Here is a 21,356-nt window from a genome sequence, read left to right on the forward strand (position 1 = left end):
GCTGCAAAAATTAAAAAAGCTGCATCCCAAATTCAATGGAATACAGCCTCTAGTCATGAACTAGTCAGTTGCTTGTAATTGAACAGTTCTTATTGTTTATTGTATTTTATATCATTATACTATATTATATCTTTAAATTTTGTCAATATTTAATTGGCTTCCACTTGCTCCTTCCACCTGGTTGCATGCCGCTCAAATCGGATAAGCGTATAGTTGAGCAGCACGCCAATGAGTGCTATTAATACAATCCCGGCGTACATCTCAGGAGTTTCATTATCAAGTTGGGCTTGGAATATCAGATATCCTAAACCCTTTTGGGCACCGAGCATTTCGGCGGCTACCAGAACGAGAACCGAACGGGCGGCACTAAGCCTGAAACCGGTTAAAATCGACGGCATAGCCGACGGCAAGACAACTTTGAACAATAAGGTAAGCTGAGAGGACCCCATGGACCTGGCCGACTTAATCAGCAGCGGGTCTGCGCCCTTAACTCCCTCGATAGTATTTATCAGTATTGGCCAGAGTGTGCCCCAGAAAATTATGGCTACTTTGGATAATTCACCTAAACCGAATACCAGGATAAACACCGGGTACAGGGCTAATACCGACGTATTGCGGGACATCTGAAGCAGCGGGTCGACACCCCGTTCAAATCTTTTGAACCACCCCATCATGACCCCAAGGGGAAGGGACAGAGCCACCGCTAAGGAAAAACCTATGAGGGACCGCTGGAGGCTGGCTAACAGGTGAACGGACATCCGGCCGGTAACGATCATTTTTACCAGTCTTTCAATCACCTCGCTAAAGGGCGGCAGAAAACGAGCATCCAGAAACCCCATGCGGGGTAATAATTCCCAGGCCAGTAGCAATAAACCAACAGCTAACGTTCTTTCCAGAACTGGCTCCAAACGTATAGACTGCAACTTAACCATTCCTTCACCACCATTCCCAAGTACCAATTACCAAGTTTGTAAAACAAGTTACATATCGGGCTGGACAGTTTTGGGTTGATCTGTTGTAACTATTCAGGTATCTGAATAATTGCGATCAGATAATGTATTTTCGTTATCAGTTGGCTTGCTCTTTCCACCTTGTCAGGCGATTTTCCAGGGCAATCAAGAGGTAATTAATCAAAAATCCCAGGATTGAAAGGGTGATAATCCCGGAATACATTTCCGGAATCTTGTACTTAGTTTCATTGTAAAAAATCATAAAGCCTAAACCGGCATTAGCATTAAGCATTTCGGCCGCGACCAGGATTAGAATTGATGTGGTCGCGCTGAGTCTTAAGCCCGTGATAATTGCAGGAGTAGCTGCAGGCAGTATTACTTTACGAAAGAGCGGGAATAGGGAAATCCCCATGGACCTGGCAGACTTGATTAGCAAGGGGTCAACATTCTTAACTCCCCCGATGGTATTGAGCAAAATAGGCCAAATGGTGCCCCAGAAAATGATCGCCACCTTCGAAACCTCACCCACGCCAAAAAACATTATGAAAACCGGATAAAGAGCCAGGATCGGGGTGTTGCGGCCTAATTCCAGCAGGGGATTGACATACCGCTCCAACCTTTTAAACCATCCCATAAAAATCCCGAGGATTATGGAGAAACTTACCGCTGCAATAAACCCGGTAAAGGCCCGTCCAAAGCTTACCGCAATATGCTTGAACATTTCTCCGGTAATAAATAACCCTGCCAACCCTGAAATCACATCACTAAATGTCGGTAATATGAATCTGTCGATCAACTCGGCTCTGGGCAGTACTTCCCAAACCAGCAGTACCACAAGGATGGATGCGGCTCTTTCAAAACCCGATCCTAATCGTTCCAGCCACAGCCTTAACGTTTGAGCGTTCCCACCCTTGGCTGCGGCAACCTCTCCTGTTTTAACGTTCATTTCCAGAACCACTCCTATTGGACCCATTCTTACTTATTTTTGAAATTAGGATTAAATTCGTTAGTATAAAGATCTTTTGCTTTTATCCCTGGTTTCAGATCATGATAGTAATTCAGGATATCGATCCAGACTTGAACGCTGTCGTCCGTGATGATGCCATCATCGGCGTAATGATAAGCTTGGATTTTCTCTTTATCTACTTTAAGCTCCTGGGCTATTATGTCAAGAGCCTTATCCGGGTTGGCGTTTACCCAGTTATTGGCTTTGGCGACAGCAGCGACAAATCTTTTGACTACATCAGGTTTTTCTTTTATAAATTTTTCCGAGACATAGGCCGGACAAGCTCCGGCTCGTTCTCCCCAAACATCGTAATCGGTAAAGAGTATCCTGAGATCGGGGTGCTTCTGTACATATTGGGGACTTAGGTGTAAACCGATGACATCGACTTTATCGCTAAGTAAGGCCTGTTCCAAGTTTGGCTCGGGCAGAATAATAGTTTCGAACTTGCCTTTGGGATCAGCTATACCACCATTTAGGTGCAGATATTCCAGCGGTGTATATTCAGTGCAGCCTCCATACCCGGATATGCCCACTCTCTTTCCCACAAGATCTTGCGGTGATTTAATAGGACTGTCTGCCTTCACTACATAAATCATATGCGGCTGATCTTTAGTAGTAACAGAACCGCCAGCTACCATTTTGACTTTGGCGCCTGCGGCAATCCCGGAGATAGTCGTATTGACATGTTTCCCGCCCACATCAACTTGCCCTGAAGTGACAGCAGCAACTAATTGGGTTGTTGAAGGCAGTTCCCCGACAAACTCGGGTTTTATGCCTTCTTCTTTAAAGAAGCCCAGTTTGTCGGCTATAATATATACATTGGCAACCGCCGTAGGATATGGTGATAATAGTTTTATCACATCCAGGGTTTTGCCTGTAGTTTCGTCTTTCGTTACCTGCCTCGCTTGCTGCGGGCTTGAACACCCGGCCAGCAATAACATAGCTATGATTACAATTATTGACGTTAACATTAGACTTTCTTTTCTTTTCAGCATCATAATCCCCTTCCTTAAGGATAAAATTTTCTTAAGTTTAAACATATTGATGAATCATGTAATCACGGCAACCACGTCCCTTAAGTGTCTTTTATATCGAAAATATTAAAAAGCTGCATCCCAAATCCATGGAATACAGCCTCTAGCTAATACTAGTCAGTTGCTTATAATTAATTTATTCATTTGTAGTGGTTAAAAAAGACTGTACTCCAATTGTGGAATACAGCCTCCAGCTTTTTTCCAGCCAGTTGTCCGTATTCTATTAGGCATATTTGCTATTTTTCCCGCATAAGCCCAATCTAAATTATATTATTCCTTTCGATTGTTGTCAATGACGGGGTTAAAAATTGGCAGAAAAAACTTTAATTTTAAAACTATGTTCTTGATAACAAAAAATTGTCTTGTCTGCTATCTGACCGAAGAATGGCATATTGTTTCACATCCCAATATTTACCTTTCGCAAACATTCTCTCACGGGCAATACCTTCAAAGGTCATGCCAGCCTTTTGCATGACTCTGCCTGATTTTTCGTTAGGCACAGCGTGAACACACTCAATGCGATTAAGCTCCATATCGTTAAAGGCAAATTCCAATAGCCGTCGGACCGCTTCGGGCATAATACCTTTCCCCCAATACCGGCGTCCCAGCACATATCCTATTTCTGCCCGGCTGTTTTTCTTATCAACCCAGGGAAAACCCATAGAGCCAATAAGCTTTCCGGTTTCTTTTAAAATGATCCCCCAGTCACCGGCCTCGTCTCTTCTATATTGATCCAATGTAACATTTATAAATCTTTTGGCATCTTCAATGAATTTATGGGTATCAAATGACATAAATTTCGTTACTTCGTCATCCGAAGCATACTCAAAAATATCCTCTGCATCTTCAATTACAAGTTTTCTTAACAGTAATCGTTCTGTCTCAAGCTGCGGTGTATTCCGGAAAAAAAGCTCACTCATTTTCCATACCTTCTTTCATCCTTCTTTCTTTCATCCTTCTTTCATTTCTTTATCATAGCATAAATGTTCTCCAGCATATAAAAAACCCCCGCAAAATCACAATATGTGACTCCGCAGGGTGCTATTCCACGTGTAAGGCTTCAAAGCCTCTATGCAGCTCAGGCATCTTTGCCTTATGCATACTCACTTATTAGAAATTATTTCATTAAACTGCCATTTTGTCAATAGTTTATCAGTTTAACCGTTATCAGCAATCCAACTAGCTGTGTATTCAGTGCCCGGCCTCCCGCTGCCGGGATCATCGACCACCCAGCGGCCGGTCAGGCCGAGTTCACGAGCCGTAAGCTCGAAGTGACACATGGCAATACCCATATCCACACGCTGAAGATCTGCTAGCCGCAGCAGCCGGAAAACCAGACTGCCTTTGCCATAGCCCTGGGTACGTTGGAGATAGAAATGCCAGGTATCGCCGTTGCGAATAACTCGCCAAGGCTGTTTGTTCGAAGCCGAGGGCGCCCACCGGACCATTTCGAGTGGCTCAGCGTAGGCGCCAAGGTCATCCGGGTTGATCGCCTCGCCAAAATTCCGGTCAAAAAACAATTGTTCCATAGGAAGCCGATGATCCGAACCGGCCCGCCGGCGAATCCGATCCCCGGACCTGCTGCCGTCCGCGGTGTACCCAATGGCTGTTACCGCAGGTACTGTTTCCTCGCGGGTTGCAGAGATTTTCTTCGCAAAGCTGCTTTTCGTAAAGCCTCCTCCCAGCCAGCATGTTCCCAATCCCATATCTGTGGCAAACAGAATGGCCTGCTCCATAATATAGCCGAAGTCTTCCAAGTTCTTTGGCCCCTGCTCTACCGCGCCGACAATAAAACCCGTCGCACCACGGATGAAACCATAAGTTCCGAGGCCTTTCAAAGATTGCCGGTCATGTTCGGTTGCAGCGACAAGCGCCAAACGCGCCCGCGTGCCAAAACGTCCTACAGGGTCCGAATTCAGAAACTCTGTGATCATTCGCTGTTTGTCTTCTTCAATGGGCTTATCCAGATATGCCCGACAAGAAAACCGTTTCCTAATGACCTCGGCGATAGGTTCATTCATAATTTGCTATCCCCCCATACTTCCTCAAGTATACATCGGCCTAAAGTAGTTTGTCAGGAGTTTTTTAATGTTCTAAGTTTAGAAAGATTAATCATCATAATTCAATCTTCAAAGATTAGCATGAGTTCTTTATTGAAAATTGATTCAGACTAATGCTATACTATGTTTAGAAAGTCCTAAAGGTGGTGTTGGCAATGACTATTGCTAAAGCAAAGGCAATCGCTAAGCAATATAGCTCGGAAGAAGATCGCCGTTATCGCCAAGTCATGGCTGAACTTGATGATATATTTGAGCAAGGCAGGAAGGAAGCTGCTCAAAGTGGTGGTATTTCTTTTCGGGAGTATATAAAGGCGGCAAGGACGCGATTAGGTGCAAGAGAATAAATATGATATACGACTTATGTCCAGAGGTAAGGCGGATCTGGCTAAGATCGAAGAATATTATATACAAGAAGGCGGCAAAGAGTTAGCCGATAAAATTATCGAACGTATTTTCGAGGAAATCTTAATTTTTGAAGATTGTCCACGGGCGGGGTGGCCTTACAAACGTCAAGAGCAACGCTTATTTCCTATTTATGCGGGGAGATATGTCGTTGCTTATATTATTGATGAGAAAAACCTTCAGGTAAAAGTTGTGTTGGTATCCCCAGGGCTGAATCCGAGTCAGGCCTTTTATTGCTTAGCCCCCAGGGACATGCCAGGATACAATAGCCACAAGTATGTTTTCTACCATTGCTCTCTATATACTCACTTCGTTGCTTATTACAAAATTGAAAATCAAGCAGTTCATCTCTCCTTGATGATATAGTCCAATTTACGCCTTTAATAATCCCCCATGGACAAGCATCAACACAGGCAAAACAGTCTTGGCACAGGCTTTTATTTATTGGACTCCCGCTATCTAACGGATAGTCTATAAGTATTGCGGCAAGTAGTACCCTTGGACCAAATTCTTTAGTAACCAGGACACCGCTTTTACCAATCCAGCCAAGTCCGGCTTGTACTGCGGCATATTTAAAAGAAAATGGGGCCACAAGTTCTGTTTCATCTGACTGTGACATTGGCGGTATATAATTCTTAATCCCATACCGGTCAAATAATTGTTTGAGGAGATTTACCTTTTTATTAATGGCTGCTCTGCCTTCAACTAATAAGTGATGATATTTTTCTTCATTATATTCTTCATTAGTTATGAAAAACTTATATTGCTGAGCTATAACAATTGCTCTAGCAAAGTTATCCTTAAAATCAGAATAAGATATATCCGCTACAGACCATATACTATCAGAGCCATTTGCGAATATATCTTTAATTTTGTCAAGTGCATCCATATATTTTTTCCCCATATTCATTGCACATCAACGCCGCCCAAAACCCGGTTATTTCCGATCAATAGGTCAAATCTTCATGCTTTTTTGCTCTGATATAAGCATAAAATACCAATTTTCAAAAATGTCTCATTTTAACTTGCAGCCTCTGCCACGAGCTGAGCAATACGAACCGAGGCTTGGGGACCGTATAATCCTCCGTGATAGCAGATGACATAATCGATATCATAATCCTGCAATTTACGTAATGACTCCAGCGCTGACCTCATATCGGCAGTATGTTCCGGCGCCGGCCCAACCAGAATCTCATCCTGAATCCGCAATTGATCGCCGGCGATAAGCATGCGGTGATTTCTCAAATAGAGGCAAATATGGCCCGGAGTATGGCCAGGCGTGTGTATCACCTGCACACCGTCATGAAATGGCAGTACATCCTTATCCTGGAACGTTTTATGTACGTGAACGGTAGGGATATTGGCAAACAAAGCGGCTGCCTGTTCCCGGATATTTTCCGGCAGGGATTGAATCCTGGCCTCTATCCGCTGGGGAGTCATTTTTATATAAGGAACGACACCTTCGATATAGTCGCGCTCATTGGCATGAGTATATATTTCCGCCTCGTTGCCTAAAGCGTCCTGCAGGTCCGACACGTTGCCGATATGATCCCAGTCTTGATGGGTAAAAACGATTCGTCTGATTTGTTTAAGCCAAACACCTGCTTGTTCTACCGCTGTAGTTAGCTCTTTCAATTGGCCGGGATAACCCACATCAACCAGCGTGGCGCCGTTATCATCCCACAACAAGGTTGGATATATGGCGGCAGATGCCCCAAAAGGATTATGCTCCAATGTGAGCATTTTGAAATTCAAAGTAGTATCAGTGTTTTTCACAGCACTTCCCTCCAACTTTCAGACTAAATATACAAGAATTCCAGTCCTTCCGTTTCCCTTTCTCATAGTTCTAACACATCTGCGTAAGCGTATAGGGCCGGTGAACCACCGGTATGAACAAAAAGCACGTTTTTATCCTTTTGAAAGTATCCCTGCCGTATTAGATCAATAAGCCCGGCCATGGCTTTACCGGTATAAACCGGGTCAAGAAGAATACCTTCGGTCCGGGCTAACAGCTTAACAGCTTCAACCATTTGGGCAGTAGGCAGAGAATAACCCGGTCCTACGTATTCATCAAAGCAAACTACCGCCTCGCGGGGAATATTGCTTTTGATCTCTAAACGCTTTGCTGTCTGCTGCACAAGGTCAAATACCAAATCTTCCTGGGCAGCCTTAGACTTGCCAATATTAATGCCAAGTACCGGAATATTCCAGCTTTCTGGTTTTATTGCCGCCCGCCGCAAGGCCAAGCAGATCGTCCCGCTTAATATAAATATTGGGCCCTTGCAACAAATCGGTCAATCGTGATAATTTTTCCAACGGTGTGAAAAATTCTGTGTAACGCCGGCGTGGAAAGCGGGCCAGGTTCATAAATAAATCCTCCTTGATCAATTATTCCAAGGCTCCCGCTTCTATAAGCGGAGTTCCATTGGCCGCTTTGGTGGGGGTTGAGTTCACTTCAGCTTTAATCCGACAGAATGAGACTGGCCCAAATATTCTCCGCTTCCATAATACGCCCGCTCGGTAGTACTATAGGTAAATGAATTTACCTTTGCCAAAATCGGTAGACCGTTCTCTCCCAGAACATCTTCATCTGCTTTTACATCAACGATTTCTCCAATAAACTGGGTATGTACGCCGATCTCAAAGAGGTGCGTCAGCCTGCACTCAAGGATCAGCGGAAATTCCTCCACATAAGGGGCGTTAACAACCTCGCTTCGAACCGGAGTCAGGCCGGTAACGGAAAATTTATCGTTATCCTTACCACTGACAATGCCAACATAGTCTGTTTCTACCACGTGCTTTTGCGAAGGTATGCTGATAGTAAACGACTTGGTCCGGAGAATATTGCCATAAGAAGCGCGGGACTTCTGCAAAGATACTCCCAGGCTGGGCGGAGAAGAACAACATATCCCACCCCAGGCTGCAGCCATAATATTGGGTTCGCCATTTTCTCCATAGCTTCCTACCACCCATACCGGCGTTGGCAACGCAAACGTATGGGCGCCTAATGATGTTTTCATAAATTGATTTCCCCTTTTCTATTTCATTTCTCCTCACGCAAACCGATAGGTTCCAACTTGTATTCCGATTCCTGATTAGGATGTATTTCAATAGTAACGGAACTATAAAAGACTGCACTCCAAACTTATGGAATACAGCCTCTAGTTGATCGACTAGTCAGTCTAACTCACTACAATATAATAATATTATAGTTTTACACTTTTTGTCAACCGATCTATTTATGTCAGTCCGCATTATCATATCATATTTTTAACCTGTGCAAAGCAGGGATATATACCGCTTCAAATGCCCCATCATTTCTTCATTACCTATAATTGACGACTATAAGAAATTAGTATATGATGAAGATTATAAACTACCCGCCATAATTATATATGTATATATGTTATTTCGGCAGAATATGATTGACCGTTCGATGGAAACGGAGGTCATACACATTTATTTGTGTATGACCTTTTTATTTTATAAGCATACATTTTCCCAATAAACATGGAGAACAGAATGGAGGATTAACATGAGTGTTAATTTAAAAGGACCGGCTGTTGAATTACGGGAATCACGTCTTAACACCATAACAGGCTATGAAGGTGATGCTGCCCGTTTAATCCAGTGCAGAAATCTGTCCAATCGGGAGAGAAGCTTTACCCAATGCGGTTCCTGCGGTGCGGATCAGGTAATGAATCTGTTAAGTCAGATTCAGGATGCCGCGGTCGTTGAACATGGCCCTGCCGGCTGCGCCAGTGATATTTCCTTTCGTAACGGCGTTTTTCGCACGGGCAACCGGAGACTGGGCTACAAAGTACATAATATTAAATACATCAATACCAACCTTGATGAAAATGATACTATTTATGGCGGTGAAGCCAAACTGACCAAAGCCATCCGTGAGGCTTTCCGCCGCTTTAACCCGAAGGCTATTTTTGTTACCACGACTTGTGCCTCAGCGATTATCGGTGACGATGTTCCCACCATTTGCGATACCCTGGAAACTGAGCTTGGCATTCCGGTTATTGCCACCTTATGCGAGGGTTTTCGCACCAATATTTGGGCTACCGGCTTTGATTCAGCCAACCATAGTATTCTGCGCAAAATCGTCAAACCAGCCAAACAAAAACAGCCTGACTTAATCAATGTCATCAGCTTTGAACACTATTTTTTATATCAAAGCGTATTTGAACAGTTGGGCCTGCGTCCGAACCATATTGTGCCGCTTTCCACAGTTGCCCAGTTGGAGCGTATTTCTGAAGCTGCCGCTACGGTACAGTATTGCGAAACTTTAGGAAGCTACCTGGCTGCCGGCCTTGAAAAGTATTTTGGCGTGCCGGAGGTTAAAGCCCCTGCTCCTTTTGGCCTGAAGGCCTCTGATGAATTATTGCGGGAAATCGGCCGTCTGTTTAATAAAGAAGCCGAAGTCGAAACAGTCATCGTCAAGGAACGGGGAAAAATTGCTGCCGATCTGGAGCGCTTAAGAAACAGGCTGACCGGCAAGAAAGTATATATTGCCGCCGGCGGTCCGTTGGCCTACAGCATCATTGCCCTGGTTAAAGATCTTGGCATGGACGTCGTAGGCACCTCGGTATGGCATCATGATCAAAAATATGATAATGATGACGACCGGCTCAATTTCCTTAACTTCGCCGCCGAAACATACGGTAATTTTTCTGTGGGCGTCTGTAATAAACAAGCTTTCGAAGTTACAAACGCGATTAACAAATATAAACCCGACATTGCCATTACCCGGCATATTGAAACAGTCTGGGCGGCAAAACTCGGCATTCCCTCTATCTTTGCCGGCAACCACCCGACGGAAATGCTTTACGACGGCTTAATCCGCTTTGGACAAACTATTGACGATGCTATTGCCAACCCCGCATACATCAAAAATGTCGCTAAGCACAGCAAGCTGCCCTATACGAATTGGTGGCTTGAACAAAATACCTATTCATTTTTAGGCGGTGAAAAAAATGACTGATATTTTGCAAGGACCGCGCCATGGCTGCGCTTTAGGCGCGCTGCAAACAGTAGTCGCTATTGAACGTGCTATTCCGATTTTACATGCCGGCCCCGGCTGCGGCTCGAAATTGCATCGCGGCTTATCCCGCGCCGGCGGTTATCAAGGCGCAGGGTACGCCGGGGCCGATGCCATGCCCTGCACTAATATGATTGAAAAAGATGTCGTCTTTGGCGGTACCGATAAATTGCATAAAGTGATCGAGGGTGCATTAAAAATTATGGACGGCGACCTGTTTGTAGTGTTGACCGGTTGCACAGCCGACATTATCGGGGACGACGTCGCCAGTGTAGTCAGGGAATTCGCCGGCCAGGCCACCCCTATCATCCACGTGGAAACGGCAGGCTTTAAGGGGGATGGCTACAAAGGGCATGAACTGCTGCTGGAAGCCATTATCGAACAATATTTACAACCGTCGGACAAAATAGAATCCGGCCTGGTAAATGTGTTTGCCAGTGTGCCGCGGCATGACCCCTTTTGGGAAGGTGATCTTAATGAATTGAAACAGCTATTGGCCGGCATCGGGCTTAAGGCCAATATTTTATTTGGCCACAACAGCGGCGGTCTTACTGCCTTACAGTCCATCCCAGCCGCACAATTTAACCTGGTGATCTCGCCCTATATCGGTCTTAATACCGCCAAATTATTACAAGAAAAATTTGCAACACCCTTCCTGCATCATCCGGTATTGCCGGTCGGCGGTATTGAGACTTCCAAATTCCTGCGTACTGTGGCCGAATTTGCCGGCACTTCCTCCCCGCAAACCGAAGAATTTATCACCCGGCAGGAAGCCGAGTTTTATCATTATATCGTGCGTGCTTCCGATGTGCTTACTGAATATCAGTTGAACCAGCCTAAACGGTTTTATAATATTAATGATGCCGCCTATGGACTGGCCTTTAGCAAGTTTTTGGTGAATGAACTGGGTTATTTCCCCCTGCACCAGTTTATTACGGAAGATGTGCCGGCGGAATATCAGTCCGCAATTCGAAGTTACTTTCAGGAACTAGCCCCCGGGATCTCCTCCGATATTACCTTCACGCAAGACAGCGGGGTAATTGAAGAGCATATACACTCGGAGAGACACCTGACTACGCCGCTGCTGCTCGGCACCTCCTGGGAATTTGATATTGCCAGAGACATCAACGGACTGCATCTTAGTGTCGGCCTGCCGGTCATTGACCGCCTGATTTTGCATCATACCTATGTTGGCTACCGGGGCGGACTGAATCTGGTGGAAGACATCTACTCCCGCCTCCTGGCTAAACATCGGGAGTGATTTATTGCAAAAGACAAGGGAACAGGTTTGAAAACACATAATCTGTCCCCTGTTTTTTCATAAAATCTATCCGTATGTCCGGAGACCACCTGTCAGGTTCCTGTGGGCAACTCTTCTTTCCAGCTGAGAACCCTTTTCTCAAACATTACCAGGGCATAATTCACAATTAACCCCAGCATCGACATTGTGATAATCGCTGCATACATTTTCGGAATCAAAAAGTTTGCCTCGGCAAAAAACAGTAAGTAACCCAGTCCGGCATTGGCGCCTAACATCTCAGCGGCAATCAAAACCAAAATGGAATGAGTCGCACTTAGCCTGACGCCTGTTAAAATCGACGGCAGGGATGCAGGCAAAATAACTTTAGTAAACAGGGAAAAGGACGAAATACCCAGTGATTTTGCCGATTTGACCAGTAAAGGCTCTACATTTTTCACTCCGGAAATAGTATTTAACAGTACCGCCCATTGCACTCCCCAAAAAATTACAGCCACTTTGGAAACTTCACCGATGCCAAAAAGCAGGATAAATACCGGGAACAGGGCCAGCGTGGAAGTTTGCCGGAAAGTTTGTACCAGTGGATCAATAAAAGATTCAAATCCTTTAAACCAGCCGATCAGTAATCCCATTGGTATGGCTACGCTAAGTCCCAGACCGAACCCCAGCAGTGACCGTACCAGGCTGACGCCGATATGGGTAAACAATTCGCCGGTAATGATGAGATTCCAAAAGGCAAGTACTACCTTGGAAAAAGGGGGCAGGAATATAGTGTCAACCAGCCCTATGCGGGGTGCAATTTCCCAGAGCAGTAAAAAAATCAATACCGATAATATTTGGTATAAGCCTTTAACAATACTTTTCAGCCAAATGAGCACTTGACCGCCACCTTTACTTTTTATCCAATTTCGAAGACACCCACTTCTATAAGTGGGTGTTACCACTTCCAAACTTCGGTGGGGTAGAGTCCCCCACCGAAGCCCCGAAGTTTAAGCAGAAGCTAAACGAGTTCACTGCTATAGCCGGGCAAAACAACCGTTATACCGCGACACTGAGGCCAAGTTAGTAACCGTCAGTCCTTAGGCGCAAACTCATTGGTGTAAATGTCGGTCGCTTTTATTGCTCCCGGCTGCCACAAGCCGATATCCTCCGACATTTTAACCCATAGTTCCATATAAGCGGAGTCAATAATGCCGCGCTCTTCATACCGGAAAACACTTACGTTATCCTGATTGTCAACTTTCAGCTTTTTGGCCACAATGGCAGTGGCTTCCTTTTGGTTGGCATTTATCCACCTGCGCGATTTCTGCAATGCCCGGCAGAAGGCCCTGACAACATCCGGATGTTCTGCAATGAATTTTTCGCTAAACCCGCGGACCGACAGGCCGGCACCCGGAGTTTTCACAATATCGTAACTGGTGGCTATCTGGCGGATGCCCGGCTGTTTCACCGTGATTCCGGAAAATGGCGGATGTGAGGTTGTCATGTCCACCAGTCCCTGCTTTAAGGCCTGCTCCTGCTGTCCCGGATTGGGCAATTTCACCCACTCCACATTCAGCGGCAGATTATGTTGCTTCAGGTACAGCTTCAAATAGCCGTCCTGGCAAACCGAACTAGAACTGGTTTGCGATACTTTTTTCCCGACAATATCGTCCAGGGTTTTGATCGGGCTGTCCTCCCTCACCAGATACCGGACATGGGGGAATTCCGGGTCGTCTATCATGCCGGGGGCAACGGCTTTTACTTTAACCCCGGCCAGAATTGCCTGTGCTACAACAAATGGATGCGCACCGATAAAGGCGTCGTTAATCCCCTGGGCGACAGTTTGCATTTCTGTGGCCCCGCCTCTCAGCGCGCCGGTAAAGATAATCTCAATACCCTCTTCCCGGAAAAATCCGACTTCATTGCCGATTACGACCTCGCCGTTCGTTGTTCCATCGCCTGCCACTTTAATAGGGAACAGCTTCTTAGCGTCTCCCGCTGCCGCAGTTGCCTGTTCAGCATGGCCGCCACCATGGTTGCTGCTGCCACAGCCGGTAAAGGCAACCGCAGTAAACAGCAATAATAGTGACAAAATTATTCTTTTTCTCATATATACCCTCCATTTTTTTATCAATTGCTTTAGCATTCACTTGCCGGCATTTATTATCACATGCTTGTTTCAGCTAACCCCCTTCCCCTGCTGCTTGCAATCTGAAAAAACAAACAGTCGGAGACCTTAATTGTGTCTCCGGCTGTTTACCAGTCAACTCAATATATCAAAACGCTATTGTTGGGCAGCAGGCTACTGGTTTCAGCAACAATCAAAAAGGCTGTATCCTGTAAGGAATACAGCCTCTAATACATCGATCAGTCGGCAACGCAACTTTTATGATAAATTAATTTCTATAATTATACAATTCAAATCAACTGATTGTCAATCTGTATTTTATGTTTAATGTGTTTAACTTGTGATAATGTCACGCCTAAACATCGGGAATAATTTAGTGCAAAAAAACAAAGGAGCAGGTTTTGAAAAACACAGGAACCTGCCCCTTTGTTTTTGTCGGTAGCGGTAGGAATTATACCGCGTAACTATCCTCTTTTTTATGCAATTTTTGCCACAGCGGTGACATATCCCTTAACCGTTGGACAATTTCCGGCAACACTTGCAGCACATAGTCAATATCCTTCTCCGTTGTGCCACTTCCCAAAGTAAGCCGGAGCGAACCGTGAGCCACTTCATGGGGGAGGCCGATTGCCAGTAATACATGGGACGGATCCAGCGATCCGGAAGTGCAGGCGCTGCCGCTGGAAGCGGATATGCCTTTGTTATCCAGCAGCAAGAGCATCGATTCGCCTTCAATAAATTTAAAACATATATTCACATTTCCGGGCATTCTTTTCTCGCCGACCGGCCCATTTAATTTGCTGTATGGTATACGGGAAAGTCCTTTAATCAATTTATCCCTTAACTGCACCAGCCGCTTGTTTTCCGTGTCCATTTCCTCTACCGCCAGCTCAAGAGCTTTTCCCAGCCCGACAACGCCGGCAATGTTTTCCGTACCTGCTCTTTTGCCTCGTTCCTGCCCGCCGCCATGAATGAGACTTTCTATTTTTACGCCTTTGCGAATATAAAGCGCCCCTACTCCCTTGGGTCCGTAGAATTTGTGGGCAGCCAGCGAAAGCAGATCAATATTCATTGCTTGTACATCGATCGGCACGTGTCCTACTGCTTGTACCGCATCCGTATGAAAATATACATTTCGTTCGCGGCATATTTGGCCGATTTCCTTTATCGGCTCAATTGTGCCAATCTCATTATTCGCAAACATGACGGAAACCAGTATTGTTTTGCCGGTAATCGCCTGCCGCAGCGTATTTAGGTCAATAAACCCTTCGGCATCGACAGGGAGATAAGTCACCTCAAACCCATTTTTCTCTAAAAATTCACAAGTATGTAGAACGGCATGATGCTCAATCTTGGTAGTAATGATATGATTTCCCCGGTGCTTATTGGCAAAAGCAATGCCTTTCAAGGCCCAGTTATCAGCCTCGGAACCACCGCCGGTGAAAAAAATCTCGTCTTTGGCGGCAGCGTTGAGAGCTTTTGCCACTTTTTCTCTGGCTTGGTCGACAGCCTGCTCGGTCACCCGTGATATAGAATAGATGGAAGAAGGATTGCCATAATAAGTATTTAAATATGGGAGCATTTCGTCAAAAACTTGCGGTTTAATGTAGGTTGTTGCGGAATGATCCAGATATACCTGCTTGTCACTCATATTTTGCATCTCCTTATTGTTTTACTGCATTTAATAATCTATCCTGTTTATATATGTCGCCTTAAAGAATTGACATCCGGGTATTAGGATAAGCTGAGGTTAAGCGACAGCGTCGAAGCCGTTCCTAATACCCGGATATAATTTCAATTCTTTAAGGCGTTCCATATAGATAGATCTACTGCTTCACCAGATTGCCAGCAGTTTACTTGATATTAATTATAACAAATCCTATCGGCATTGTCAACATTATTGTCATCTTAGTAATAGACGCCATGGAAAAAATTTCGGTCAGGAAAGCCAGAATCTGGGCTTGCACCAGTACATCCGGGCTGCTGACCGCCTCGTCAAGGACAATCAGCTTGAGGCGCAGGGAAATGGCCCGGGCGATATACACCTTATTTCTCGGTCAGCACGAAGCGGAATATATACGACTGTTCATACGTCGCCTGCATTCGGTCGGCAATGCTTAAATAGCCGCTTTCCCTGCGGGACAAATCAACGAAACCCGAATGGCGGCGGCGCTGAATCCCGGCCTTGAAGCCCTCGGCGGCAAACGTTTCAACGATAAAGTCCAGGGTATGGGCATTGGACTCCACCAGGCTGTTGCGGTTAATCCACTCGGTAAAATGCGTCAGACTGGGATTGCCATTCATGTCCGTATATGTGGCATAATACACTCCGCCCGGTTTCAACACCTGTTTTACTTTCCAGGCATGGGTTTTCAGGTCTTTGATCAAATAAATGACGGCTTGGCTGATAACCAGGTCAAAGCGGTTGGCAAGCTGCTCCGGCGTCGTTGTTGCCAGATAAGTCAGCGGCAGATCCCCTTTGCGGGCATTGGCAACCGCAATGGATTCCTGCGCCAGATCAATCCCCACACCTTCTTTAAACGGTTTTGCCTTATACAAATGCCGTAAAAACCCACCCTGATTGCAGCCGAAATCAAGCACCGCCATCTGAGAAAGATCCTGTTCCTGAATTAAGCCAATCACCTCCTGCCAGCCGCTGAGATGCCTGTCTTCCATTTGCTGCTCGCCTTCGGCGTGGTTTTGCCACCATACATCATAAAGCTTGTCTGCCTGTACCATGTTTTTTCCCCCATTCATGTATAATTAATATGGCCTGGTCCACACCCAGCATCGCAGACAGGGCCAGCGTATAACGCCGCCGCCCAGTTCATCTTTTGAAACTGCGGACAAGGCTTTTAGCGGCTTCCTTAATAGTTTCCAGCTTGTATTCCCGATTTCGCCTGGTAATGTTGATAAAGTCAAACTTAACTGCTCTTACCTGGTCGGCGAATTTTTCCATAGAAGTTAAACATGAAATGCAGCCGTTGCCTGTGCCGCCCGCTGCCGCCACACAAATCACTGGTTTACCTTCTATCAGACTAGCCTCTGTATTCCGGGCCTCACACCGGCGCAGGCGGTCAAGGAAGGCTTTTGCAGACTCACTCATTTCTCCCCAGTATACCGGCGTAACCAGTACAATCCCTTCCACATCCTTAATTGAACTATGAATCTCCTGGAAGCTGTCGTTGACCTGGCAGGTATGCTCTTTCAAACATGACCCCCATCCGTTGCCGCAAGCTTGGCATTTCCCGACATTCAAGCCATTCAGGCTTACGATGTTGACTTCCGCTCCCTCGCTTTCAGCCCCCTGTTTGGCTATCTCGCCACAAGACGCGGTTAACCCCTCCTCGTTAGGGCTGCTGGTAATAATCAGAATTCTCATCCACAGTCACTCCTATCCCTAAAATTAAAGGCTGCATTCCAAAATCGTGGAATACAGCCTCTAGTCTTATTGACTAGTCAGTTGCTCGCAACTCTAATTTAGATTTTATTACAGATTAACATATTTTTCAATATTCTACCTCTTGTAGTTTAACAATTTATTATAACCCCTAACGATTGAAGCGGCAAATTAAGAATGGTATTACAAATCATCTATACCCGCCTTGAAGGCTATTAGGTTAACTCTCCCTGTATTTCATAATCCAGCAAAGCATTATCGAAAATACAATAAAAGCTTAATAAGACAATTCCCATGCCGGCATCTATAAAAATCCATCTTGCCGACAACCAATCAATGAAGATACCGGATAAAGCACTAGCTATCGCACATAGCACGCGCCCCGATTTAAACGTCAGTCGGGCCTGGCTGCCAACCGCTGCCGGAAGCCCATTCCTCAGCGGCGCTCATGATTATATCACATATTGGATCCTTAATTTCAACATAGACCATGCGGTCGGAGTCACATCCGTGATACTTGGCCAGACGACGCTTGACTTCAGCATAAGCATTGGCAGCCTTAAGATGGGAACGAAGATAATCCCGAAAGAGCAATGCATATCGTTGATTTGGGCGCCCAATAACTCTAACATGAAGATGAGTATTTCGTTGTTCAGTTGAAGATCTAAAGTAACGTTTCTCCCAGTCGGGGTCCGGAGGATACGTTCCGGAAGGACCGTGGTACGCCGGACAGTGGTCGAAAACAATTTCAGGCTGCAGCACATAGCCGGCAGATTCAATGGCAGTTTGAACAGCGCTAAAAGATTCGAAAGATTGAACCGTCAATTGAATGTCAATTATATCCTTTGCTGCCAAACCGGGTACAGAAGTCGATCCAATATGGTCGATCCTTACTGCCAGTTCGCCCAGCGCATTTCGTAAAATGGCGCCTATCTTTTTGAATTCTTCCGCCCAGCTTTCTTTATAGGGAATAATCGCTATCATTTATGCGCGCCTCCTCCGCCTCGCAGGACGAAAAATCTCCCGCAATTCATCCTATAGTTTTAGAGTTTACAGACCACTAGAGGCTGCATTCCAAATTATGGAATGCAGCCTCTAGCAGATTGGCTAGTCGGTTGCCCGCAACTCTACTTTAGATTCTATTACACGCAGTAATATTTTGTCAATTATTACTGCCATATAGATTATTGTTGATATTTTGATTTTGATCCAATTTGTATACCTCGTAGCTCCCTTTGCAGGTATAACCTACCTTTTCAGCCAGTTTACGCGACATGGTATTGGCTGCATCCCAATGTGGTTCCATACCGTTTTCCAAACAGTGTAATACCAGTTGTGCGGCTGTAAGGAGCGCAAAGCCTCTCCTTCTATACTTTGGCTGAGATATTATACATATTTCTATACCTTTTTTACATACAAGAGCAGTGGTACATGCCGATACAACGTTATTATCAACTATAGCGCAGTAGCCAAAACCTTTTTCTATAAAATGCTCAGGAGAGTTATAGTTAATAAAGTGAAACTTATTTAATGAATCACGATTCATCGCATGAGCTTTTTTCAAGTCAATTCTTGTTATTATACTGCTGTTCGGATTACTGTCAATTATTTGTCTTAGATGACTTTCTCTCAGACTTTCACTTGAAAACGAATAGCGTTTAACAGAATATAGATTGTCTTTATGTATCTCTTTTAATAAGTCTAACCAATCGTCATTTGCCGGTTGTACAGCATATTTCGGTAATAAACCTTTAACAAGCTCCCTGGCTGAAGAACAATTTGCGTCCCCGCCAAAAAATGTAAATGTACCTTGAATAATCTGCACAACTTTAGGATTCTCTTGGTTGTCAAGGACAATTTGAATATTGCCGCCGGCTTGTCCTTCCAGGATACTATCAACCGACATATCATAACACCTATTATTCACTAATAGGCACTCGACTTTATTTCTATTTTCCGGAGTAACTTGATATAAAGTAACCATTCTCATAACCTCCTTTTCGGTTTAACCTTCACGCCAAAGTACTCCTGTAAAACCATTAGTTCTTTTTAACAAAATAAATCTCATTCCCATTCCGATTACGATGAAACTGCGGTTGCCAGCAAGTTTTGCCCATACTCCGATTGCCAGTACTGAAATCATCGTATGACGGATTTCCCTTGTTTTTCGTAATATTTAAATTCCTTAAATAATTCAATTCCTCTATATGACGACTGAAAACCCAACTCCCTCATTTGTTCGAAAATAGGTGACGTATCTATATCCTGTCCTTCTTCCTGCCAGTACAAAGTCGAGATGGTGGAATGTTCAATCCAGAGCCGCCGGTTTTGAAATGTTTCGACAAAGTCCTTGATTGCTCCTACCAGAACCTCCTGTTCCTCGGCAACAGGAACGATGATTTTTCCATACTGCCTTACCATTAAAACCGGACGGCCATTGTAAAAGACCACCGCTGTTCCGGGATTCCGCGTTACTTTTACCCTATCCTCTTCATCTTGAAAGAGGGGGAGAAGATTCACCGGGTCACACGCTGCTATCGTGATAAAACCGCTATTTTCTAAAGATGCTTCATGTAAACGCAGACTTTCGATGACTTCATCTTTGGCATACTGAATCCCAGAAATTTTTTCCAGGAAGACACCCCGCTTCACGCCGCTAAAGAACTCACTCTGTTTTAGAAACTCATACACTTCCGTCCATTTGACCGGGGGCTTTTCAAACTGGATGATCTCTTTGGAAAGAATGCCGTATCTACCCAGCAACATAGAAACATAGTATTGCAGCTGCTCACGATCATCCGCACTCTTTGACCAATGAATCACCGACCATCTCCCGGTTTTAGGGTTTGATCCATACTTAACCCATAGATTTTTCTTCCTCACTTCCTGATAATACCGGACCGGAGAAAAGAGATCGTTGGTCACGAGTCCTTTCCAGACAAGACCTTCTACGCTATGCAAGAATTCGATTTGATCCATCTTTAGCTCCAGGGCGTATTCGTAGGTAAATCCGGCAGGTCGTGATTTAAGCAGTTCGTACACTCTCCGTTCCGGCTCCGTTATTGCCGGATCAGGCACACCGAAGGAGATGATCCGGGCAAAGTCTTCCCCCGGATAAAAAGCCACTTCTTTGGTCTTTTGGCGCAAGCGCCCAATCCAGCGTATGACTCCCATGGAACAAAGGGAATCCAACAGTTTCGGATCATACTGTTTCACCCGGGACGGCAGAACAGAATGCTCCCAGTACTCAACAGGTAAAAAGAGGCCCTGCAGCTGTTTGATCACCGCTTTTAACTGCTCCTCGCCCTGTTCCAGATTCTCATTGACCCTTTGAAATTGACAAAGAAAAGAAAGATATGTTTCCGGCCGCTTTGGCTTAATATCCAAGCGTGCCAGTTCCACTGTCTTCCGCCGGATTCGTTCATAAACCTTACTGTGGCAATAGATCACCGCTGCCGCCTTTTTGCTCTCCTGCAGCCGCACAACTTCACCCAGCATGATCAACTTTTTTAATGTTATCTTCAACAGCTTCGCAGAGATGGCATACTGTTTTTGAATATTTTGTATTGTAAACGGCCCGCTAAAGCGAATCCACCGTCTGAGAATACGCATCGCCGCGGCAACCGGGTCGGGATCAATTCCCATAATGTAGCTGCTAATCCAATCGCCCGCCGTCACTTGCCGCTCCTCGCCCGGCAGCCCTAACCGGATCATAACCTTATAACGCTCCAAATCCATTGCTTTACAATACAGGGGAAAATCTTCAACAGCAATCCAATATTGTTCATCACGCTCGGTGAGTTGCAGCCGCATCAAGCGCCGCAAGAGCTTTCGCGGCATAGGGCTCGGCTTTCAATTCACCGAGGGAGAAAATAAAGTAATACAGGTCATTCACGTTTTTTATGCTTCGGTCATACTTTTGGCTCAGCAGATCCTTCGTCACAGCTTGAATGGCCCGTTCGTCCAGCAAGGCATACTCGCTTGCGTTCTGGTGCTACTGTGAAATAATCATGGCAGTCCATAGTGATTGCCTCCTCATTGGTGATGGTTGTGTGGAAACTCCATTCTACCATGTGAGGAAAAGTC

Annotated in this window: 24 protein-coding genes and 1 pseudogene; 4 read left to right on the forward strand and 21 right to left on the reverse strand. The window is 45.2% G+C overall.

Annotated features, from left to right (window positions below; all coding sequences use genetic code 11):
* Positions 1–149: 149 nt before the first annotated feature.
* The 5 genes from MAMMFC1_RS00840 to MAMMFC1_RS00860 form a co-directional block, all read right to left on the reverse strand.
* Positions 150–932, reverse strand: coding sequence for an ABC transporter permease (locus MAMMFC1_RS00840; RefSeq protein ID WP_174234355.1), 783 nt, complete (start codon positions 930–932; stop codon positions 150–152).
* Positions 933–1,068: 136 nt separating this feature from the next.
* Positions 1,069–1,896: an ABC transporter permease gene (locus MAMMFC1_RS00845; RefSeq protein WP_126305673.1), complete on the reverse strand. Its 828-nt coding sequence runs from the start codon at positions 1,894–1,896 to the stop codon at positions 1,069–1,071.
* Between the two features lie 29 nt (positions 1,897–1,925).
* Positions 1,926–2,927 carry an ABC transporter substrate-binding protein gene (locus MAMMFC1_RS00850; RefSeq protein WP_158618588.1) on the reverse strand — a complete coding sequence of 334 codons (1,002 nt, stop codon included), beginning with the start codon at positions 2,925–2,927 and terminating at the stop codon, positions 1,926–1,928.
* A 398-nt stretch (positions 2,928–3,325) separates the two neighbouring features.
* Entirely contained in the window at positions 3,326–3,910 is a 585-nt protein-coding gene (locus MAMMFC1_RS00855) for a GNAT family N-acetyltransferase (RefSeq protein ID WP_126305675.1), read from the reverse strand.
* Between the two features lie 237 nt (positions 3,911–4,147).
* Positions 4,148–5,011 carry a nitroreductase family protein gene (locus tag MAMMFC1_RS00860; protein ID WP_126305676.1) on the reverse strand — a complete coding sequence of 288 codons (864 nt, stop codon included), beginning with the start codon at positions 5,009–5,011 and terminating at the stop codon, positions 4,148–4,150.
* Positions 5,012–5,205: 194 nt separating this feature from the next.
* On the opposite strand from MAMMFC1_RS00860, the gene MAMMFC1_RS00865 reads away from it, so the two are divergent.
* A complete protein-coding gene (locus tag MAMMFC1_RS00865; protein WP_126305677.1) occupies positions 5,206–5,394 on the forward strand; it encodes a hypothetical protein in 189 nt (62 codons plus the stop codon).
* A gap of 16 nt (positions 5,395–5,410) precedes the next feature.
* Positions 5,411–5,593: pseudogene (locus MAMMFC1_RS22800) on the forward strand (hypothetical protein); the annotation flags it as partial.
* Between the two features lie 19 nt (positions 5,594–5,612).
* Here the strand turns inward: MAMMFC1_RS22800 and MAMMFC1_RS22150 are convergent.
* From MAMMFC1_RS22150 to MAMMFC1_RS00885, 5 genes are all read right to left on the reverse strand, one after another.
* Entirely contained in the window at positions 5,613–6,362 is a 750-nt protein-coding gene (locus tag MAMMFC1_RS22150) for a 4Fe-4S double cluster binding domain-containing protein (protein WP_232035596.1), read from the reverse strand.
* Between the two features lie 110 nt (positions 6,363–6,472).
* On the reverse strand, positions 6,473–7,228 hold the full coding sequence (locus tag MAMMFC1_RS00875; RefSeq protein WP_126305679.1) for an MBL fold metallo-hydrolase: 756 nt from the start codon (positions 7,226–7,228) through the stop codon (positions 6,473–6,475).
* Positions 7,229–7,290: 62 nt separating this feature from the next.
* Positions 7,291–7,692, reverse strand: coding sequence for a pyridoxal-phosphate dependent enzyme (locus MAMMFC1_RS00880; protein WP_232035597.1), 402 nt, complete (start codon positions 7,690–7,692; stop codon positions 7,291–7,293).
* Complete coding sequence (locus MAMMFC1_RS22155; protein ID WP_232035598.1) at positions 7,637–7,819, reverse strand: hypothetical protein; 183 nt, start codon at positions 7,817–7,819, stop codon at positions 7,637–7,639. Before MAMMFC1_RS22155 ends, MAMMFC1_RS00880 begins: the two co-directional genes overlap by 56 nt.
* 83 nt (positions 7,820–7,902) lie before the next feature.
* Entirely contained in the window at positions 7,903–8,472 is a 570-nt protein-coding gene (locus MAMMFC1_RS00885) for a flavin reductase family protein (protein WP_126305680.1), read from the reverse strand.
* A 515-nt stretch (positions 8,473–8,987) separates the two neighbouring features.
* Between MAMMFC1_RS00885 and MAMMFC1_RS00890 the strand changes: the two genes are divergently transcribed.
* Both MAMMFC1_RS00890 and MAMMFC1_RS00895 read left to right on the forward strand, forming a co-directional pair.
* Positions 8,988–10,445: a nitrogenase component 1 gene (locus tag MAMMFC1_RS00890; protein WP_126305681.1), complete on the forward strand. Its 1,458-nt coding sequence runs from the start codon at positions 8,988–8,990 to the stop codon at positions 10,443–10,445.
* Positions 10,438–11,763, forward strand: coding sequence for a nitrogenase component 1 (locus tag MAMMFC1_RS00895; protein ID WP_126305682.1), 1,326 nt, complete (start codon positions 10,438–10,440; stop codon positions 11,761–11,763). The genes MAMMFC1_RS00890 and MAMMFC1_RS00895 overlap by 8 nt, the downstream gene beginning before the upstream one ends.
* Positions 11,764–11,855: 92 nt before the next feature.
* Here the strand turns inward: MAMMFC1_RS00895 and MAMMFC1_RS00900 are convergent, their stop codons facing one another.
* From MAMMFC1_RS00900 to MAMMFC1_RS21220, 11 genes are all read right to left on the reverse strand, one after another.
* Positions 11,856–12,638 carry an ABC transporter permease gene (locus MAMMFC1_RS00900; RefSeq protein ID WP_126305683.1) on the reverse strand — a complete coding sequence of 261 codons (783 nt, stop codon included), beginning with the start codon at positions 12,636–12,638 and terminating at the stop codon, positions 11,856–11,858.
* A 194-nt stretch (positions 12,639–12,832) separates the two neighbouring features.
* A complete protein-coding gene (locus MAMMFC1_RS00905; RefSeq protein ID WP_197723879.1) occupies positions 12,833–13,852 on the reverse strand; it encodes an ABC transporter substrate-binding protein in 1,020 nt (339 codons plus the stop codon).
* Positions 13,853–14,321: 469 nt separating this feature from the next.
* A complete protein-coding gene (nifS, locus tag MAMMFC1_RS00910; protein WP_126305684.1) occupies positions 14,322–15,521 on the reverse strand; it encodes a cysteine desulfurase NifS in 1,200 nt (399 codons plus the stop codon).
* 202 nt (positions 15,522–15,723) lie between these two features.
* Complete coding sequence (locus tag MAMMFC1_RS00915; RefSeq protein WP_126305685.1) at positions 15,724–15,915, reverse strand: hypothetical protein; 192 nt, start codon at positions 15,913–15,915, stop codon at positions 15,724–15,726.
* 1 nt (position 15,916) lies between these two features.
* On the reverse strand, positions 15,917–16,627 hold the full coding sequence (locus MAMMFC1_RS00920) for a class I SAM-dependent methyltransferase (RefSeq protein WP_232035599.1): 711 nt from the start codon (positions 16,625–16,627) through the stop codon (positions 15,917–15,919).
* A 70-nt stretch (positions 16,628–16,697) separates the two neighbouring features.
* On the reverse strand, positions 16,698–17,252 hold the full coding sequence (locus MAMMFC1_RS00925; protein ID WP_126305687.1) for a flavodoxin family protein: 555 nt from the start codon (positions 17,250–17,252) through the stop codon (positions 16,698–16,700).
* 405 nt (positions 17,253–17,657) lie between these two features.
* On the reverse strand, positions 17,658–18,254 hold the full coding sequence (locus MAMMFC1_RS00930; RefSeq protein WP_126305688.1) for a GrpB family protein: 597 nt from the start codon (positions 18,252–18,254) through the stop codon (positions 17,658–17,660).
* A gap of 178 nt (positions 18,255–18,432) precedes the next feature.
* On the reverse strand, positions 18,433–19,254 hold the full coding sequence (locus MAMMFC1_RS00935) for a GNAT family N-acetyltransferase (protein WP_158618589.1): 822 nt from the start codon (positions 19,252–19,254) through the stop codon (positions 18,433–18,435).
* Between the two features lie 21 nt (positions 19,255–19,275).
* Positions 19,276–19,413 (reverse strand): hypothetical protein, encoded by a 138-nt coding sequence (locus tag MAMMFC1_RS21215; RefSeq protein ID WP_158618590.1) that lies wholly within the window; start codon positions 19,411–19,413, stop codon positions 19,276–19,278.
* Complete coding sequence (locus MAMMFC1_RS00940; RefSeq protein ID WP_126305690.1) at positions 19,410–21,110, reverse strand: Lhr family helicase; 1,701 nt, start codon at positions 21,108–21,110, stop codon at positions 19,410–19,412. Before MAMMFC1_RS00940 ends, MAMMFC1_RS21215 begins: the two co-directional genes overlap by 4 nt.
* Positions 21,058–21,240 carry a hypothetical protein gene (locus MAMMFC1_RS21220; protein WP_158618592.1) on the reverse strand — a complete coding sequence of 61 codons (183 nt, stop codon included), beginning with the start codon at positions 21,238–21,240 and terminating at the stop codon, positions 21,058–21,060. The genes MAMMFC1_RS00940 and MAMMFC1_RS21220 overlap by 53 nt, the downstream gene beginning before the upstream one ends.
* Positions 21,241–21,356 lie beyond the last annotated feature (116 nt).

This window comes from Methylomusa anaerophila (genome assembly GCF_003966895.1).
Classification (GTDB): domain Bacteria; phylum Bacillota; class Negativicutes; order Sporomusales; family Sporomusaceae; genus Methylomusa; species Methylomusa anaerophila.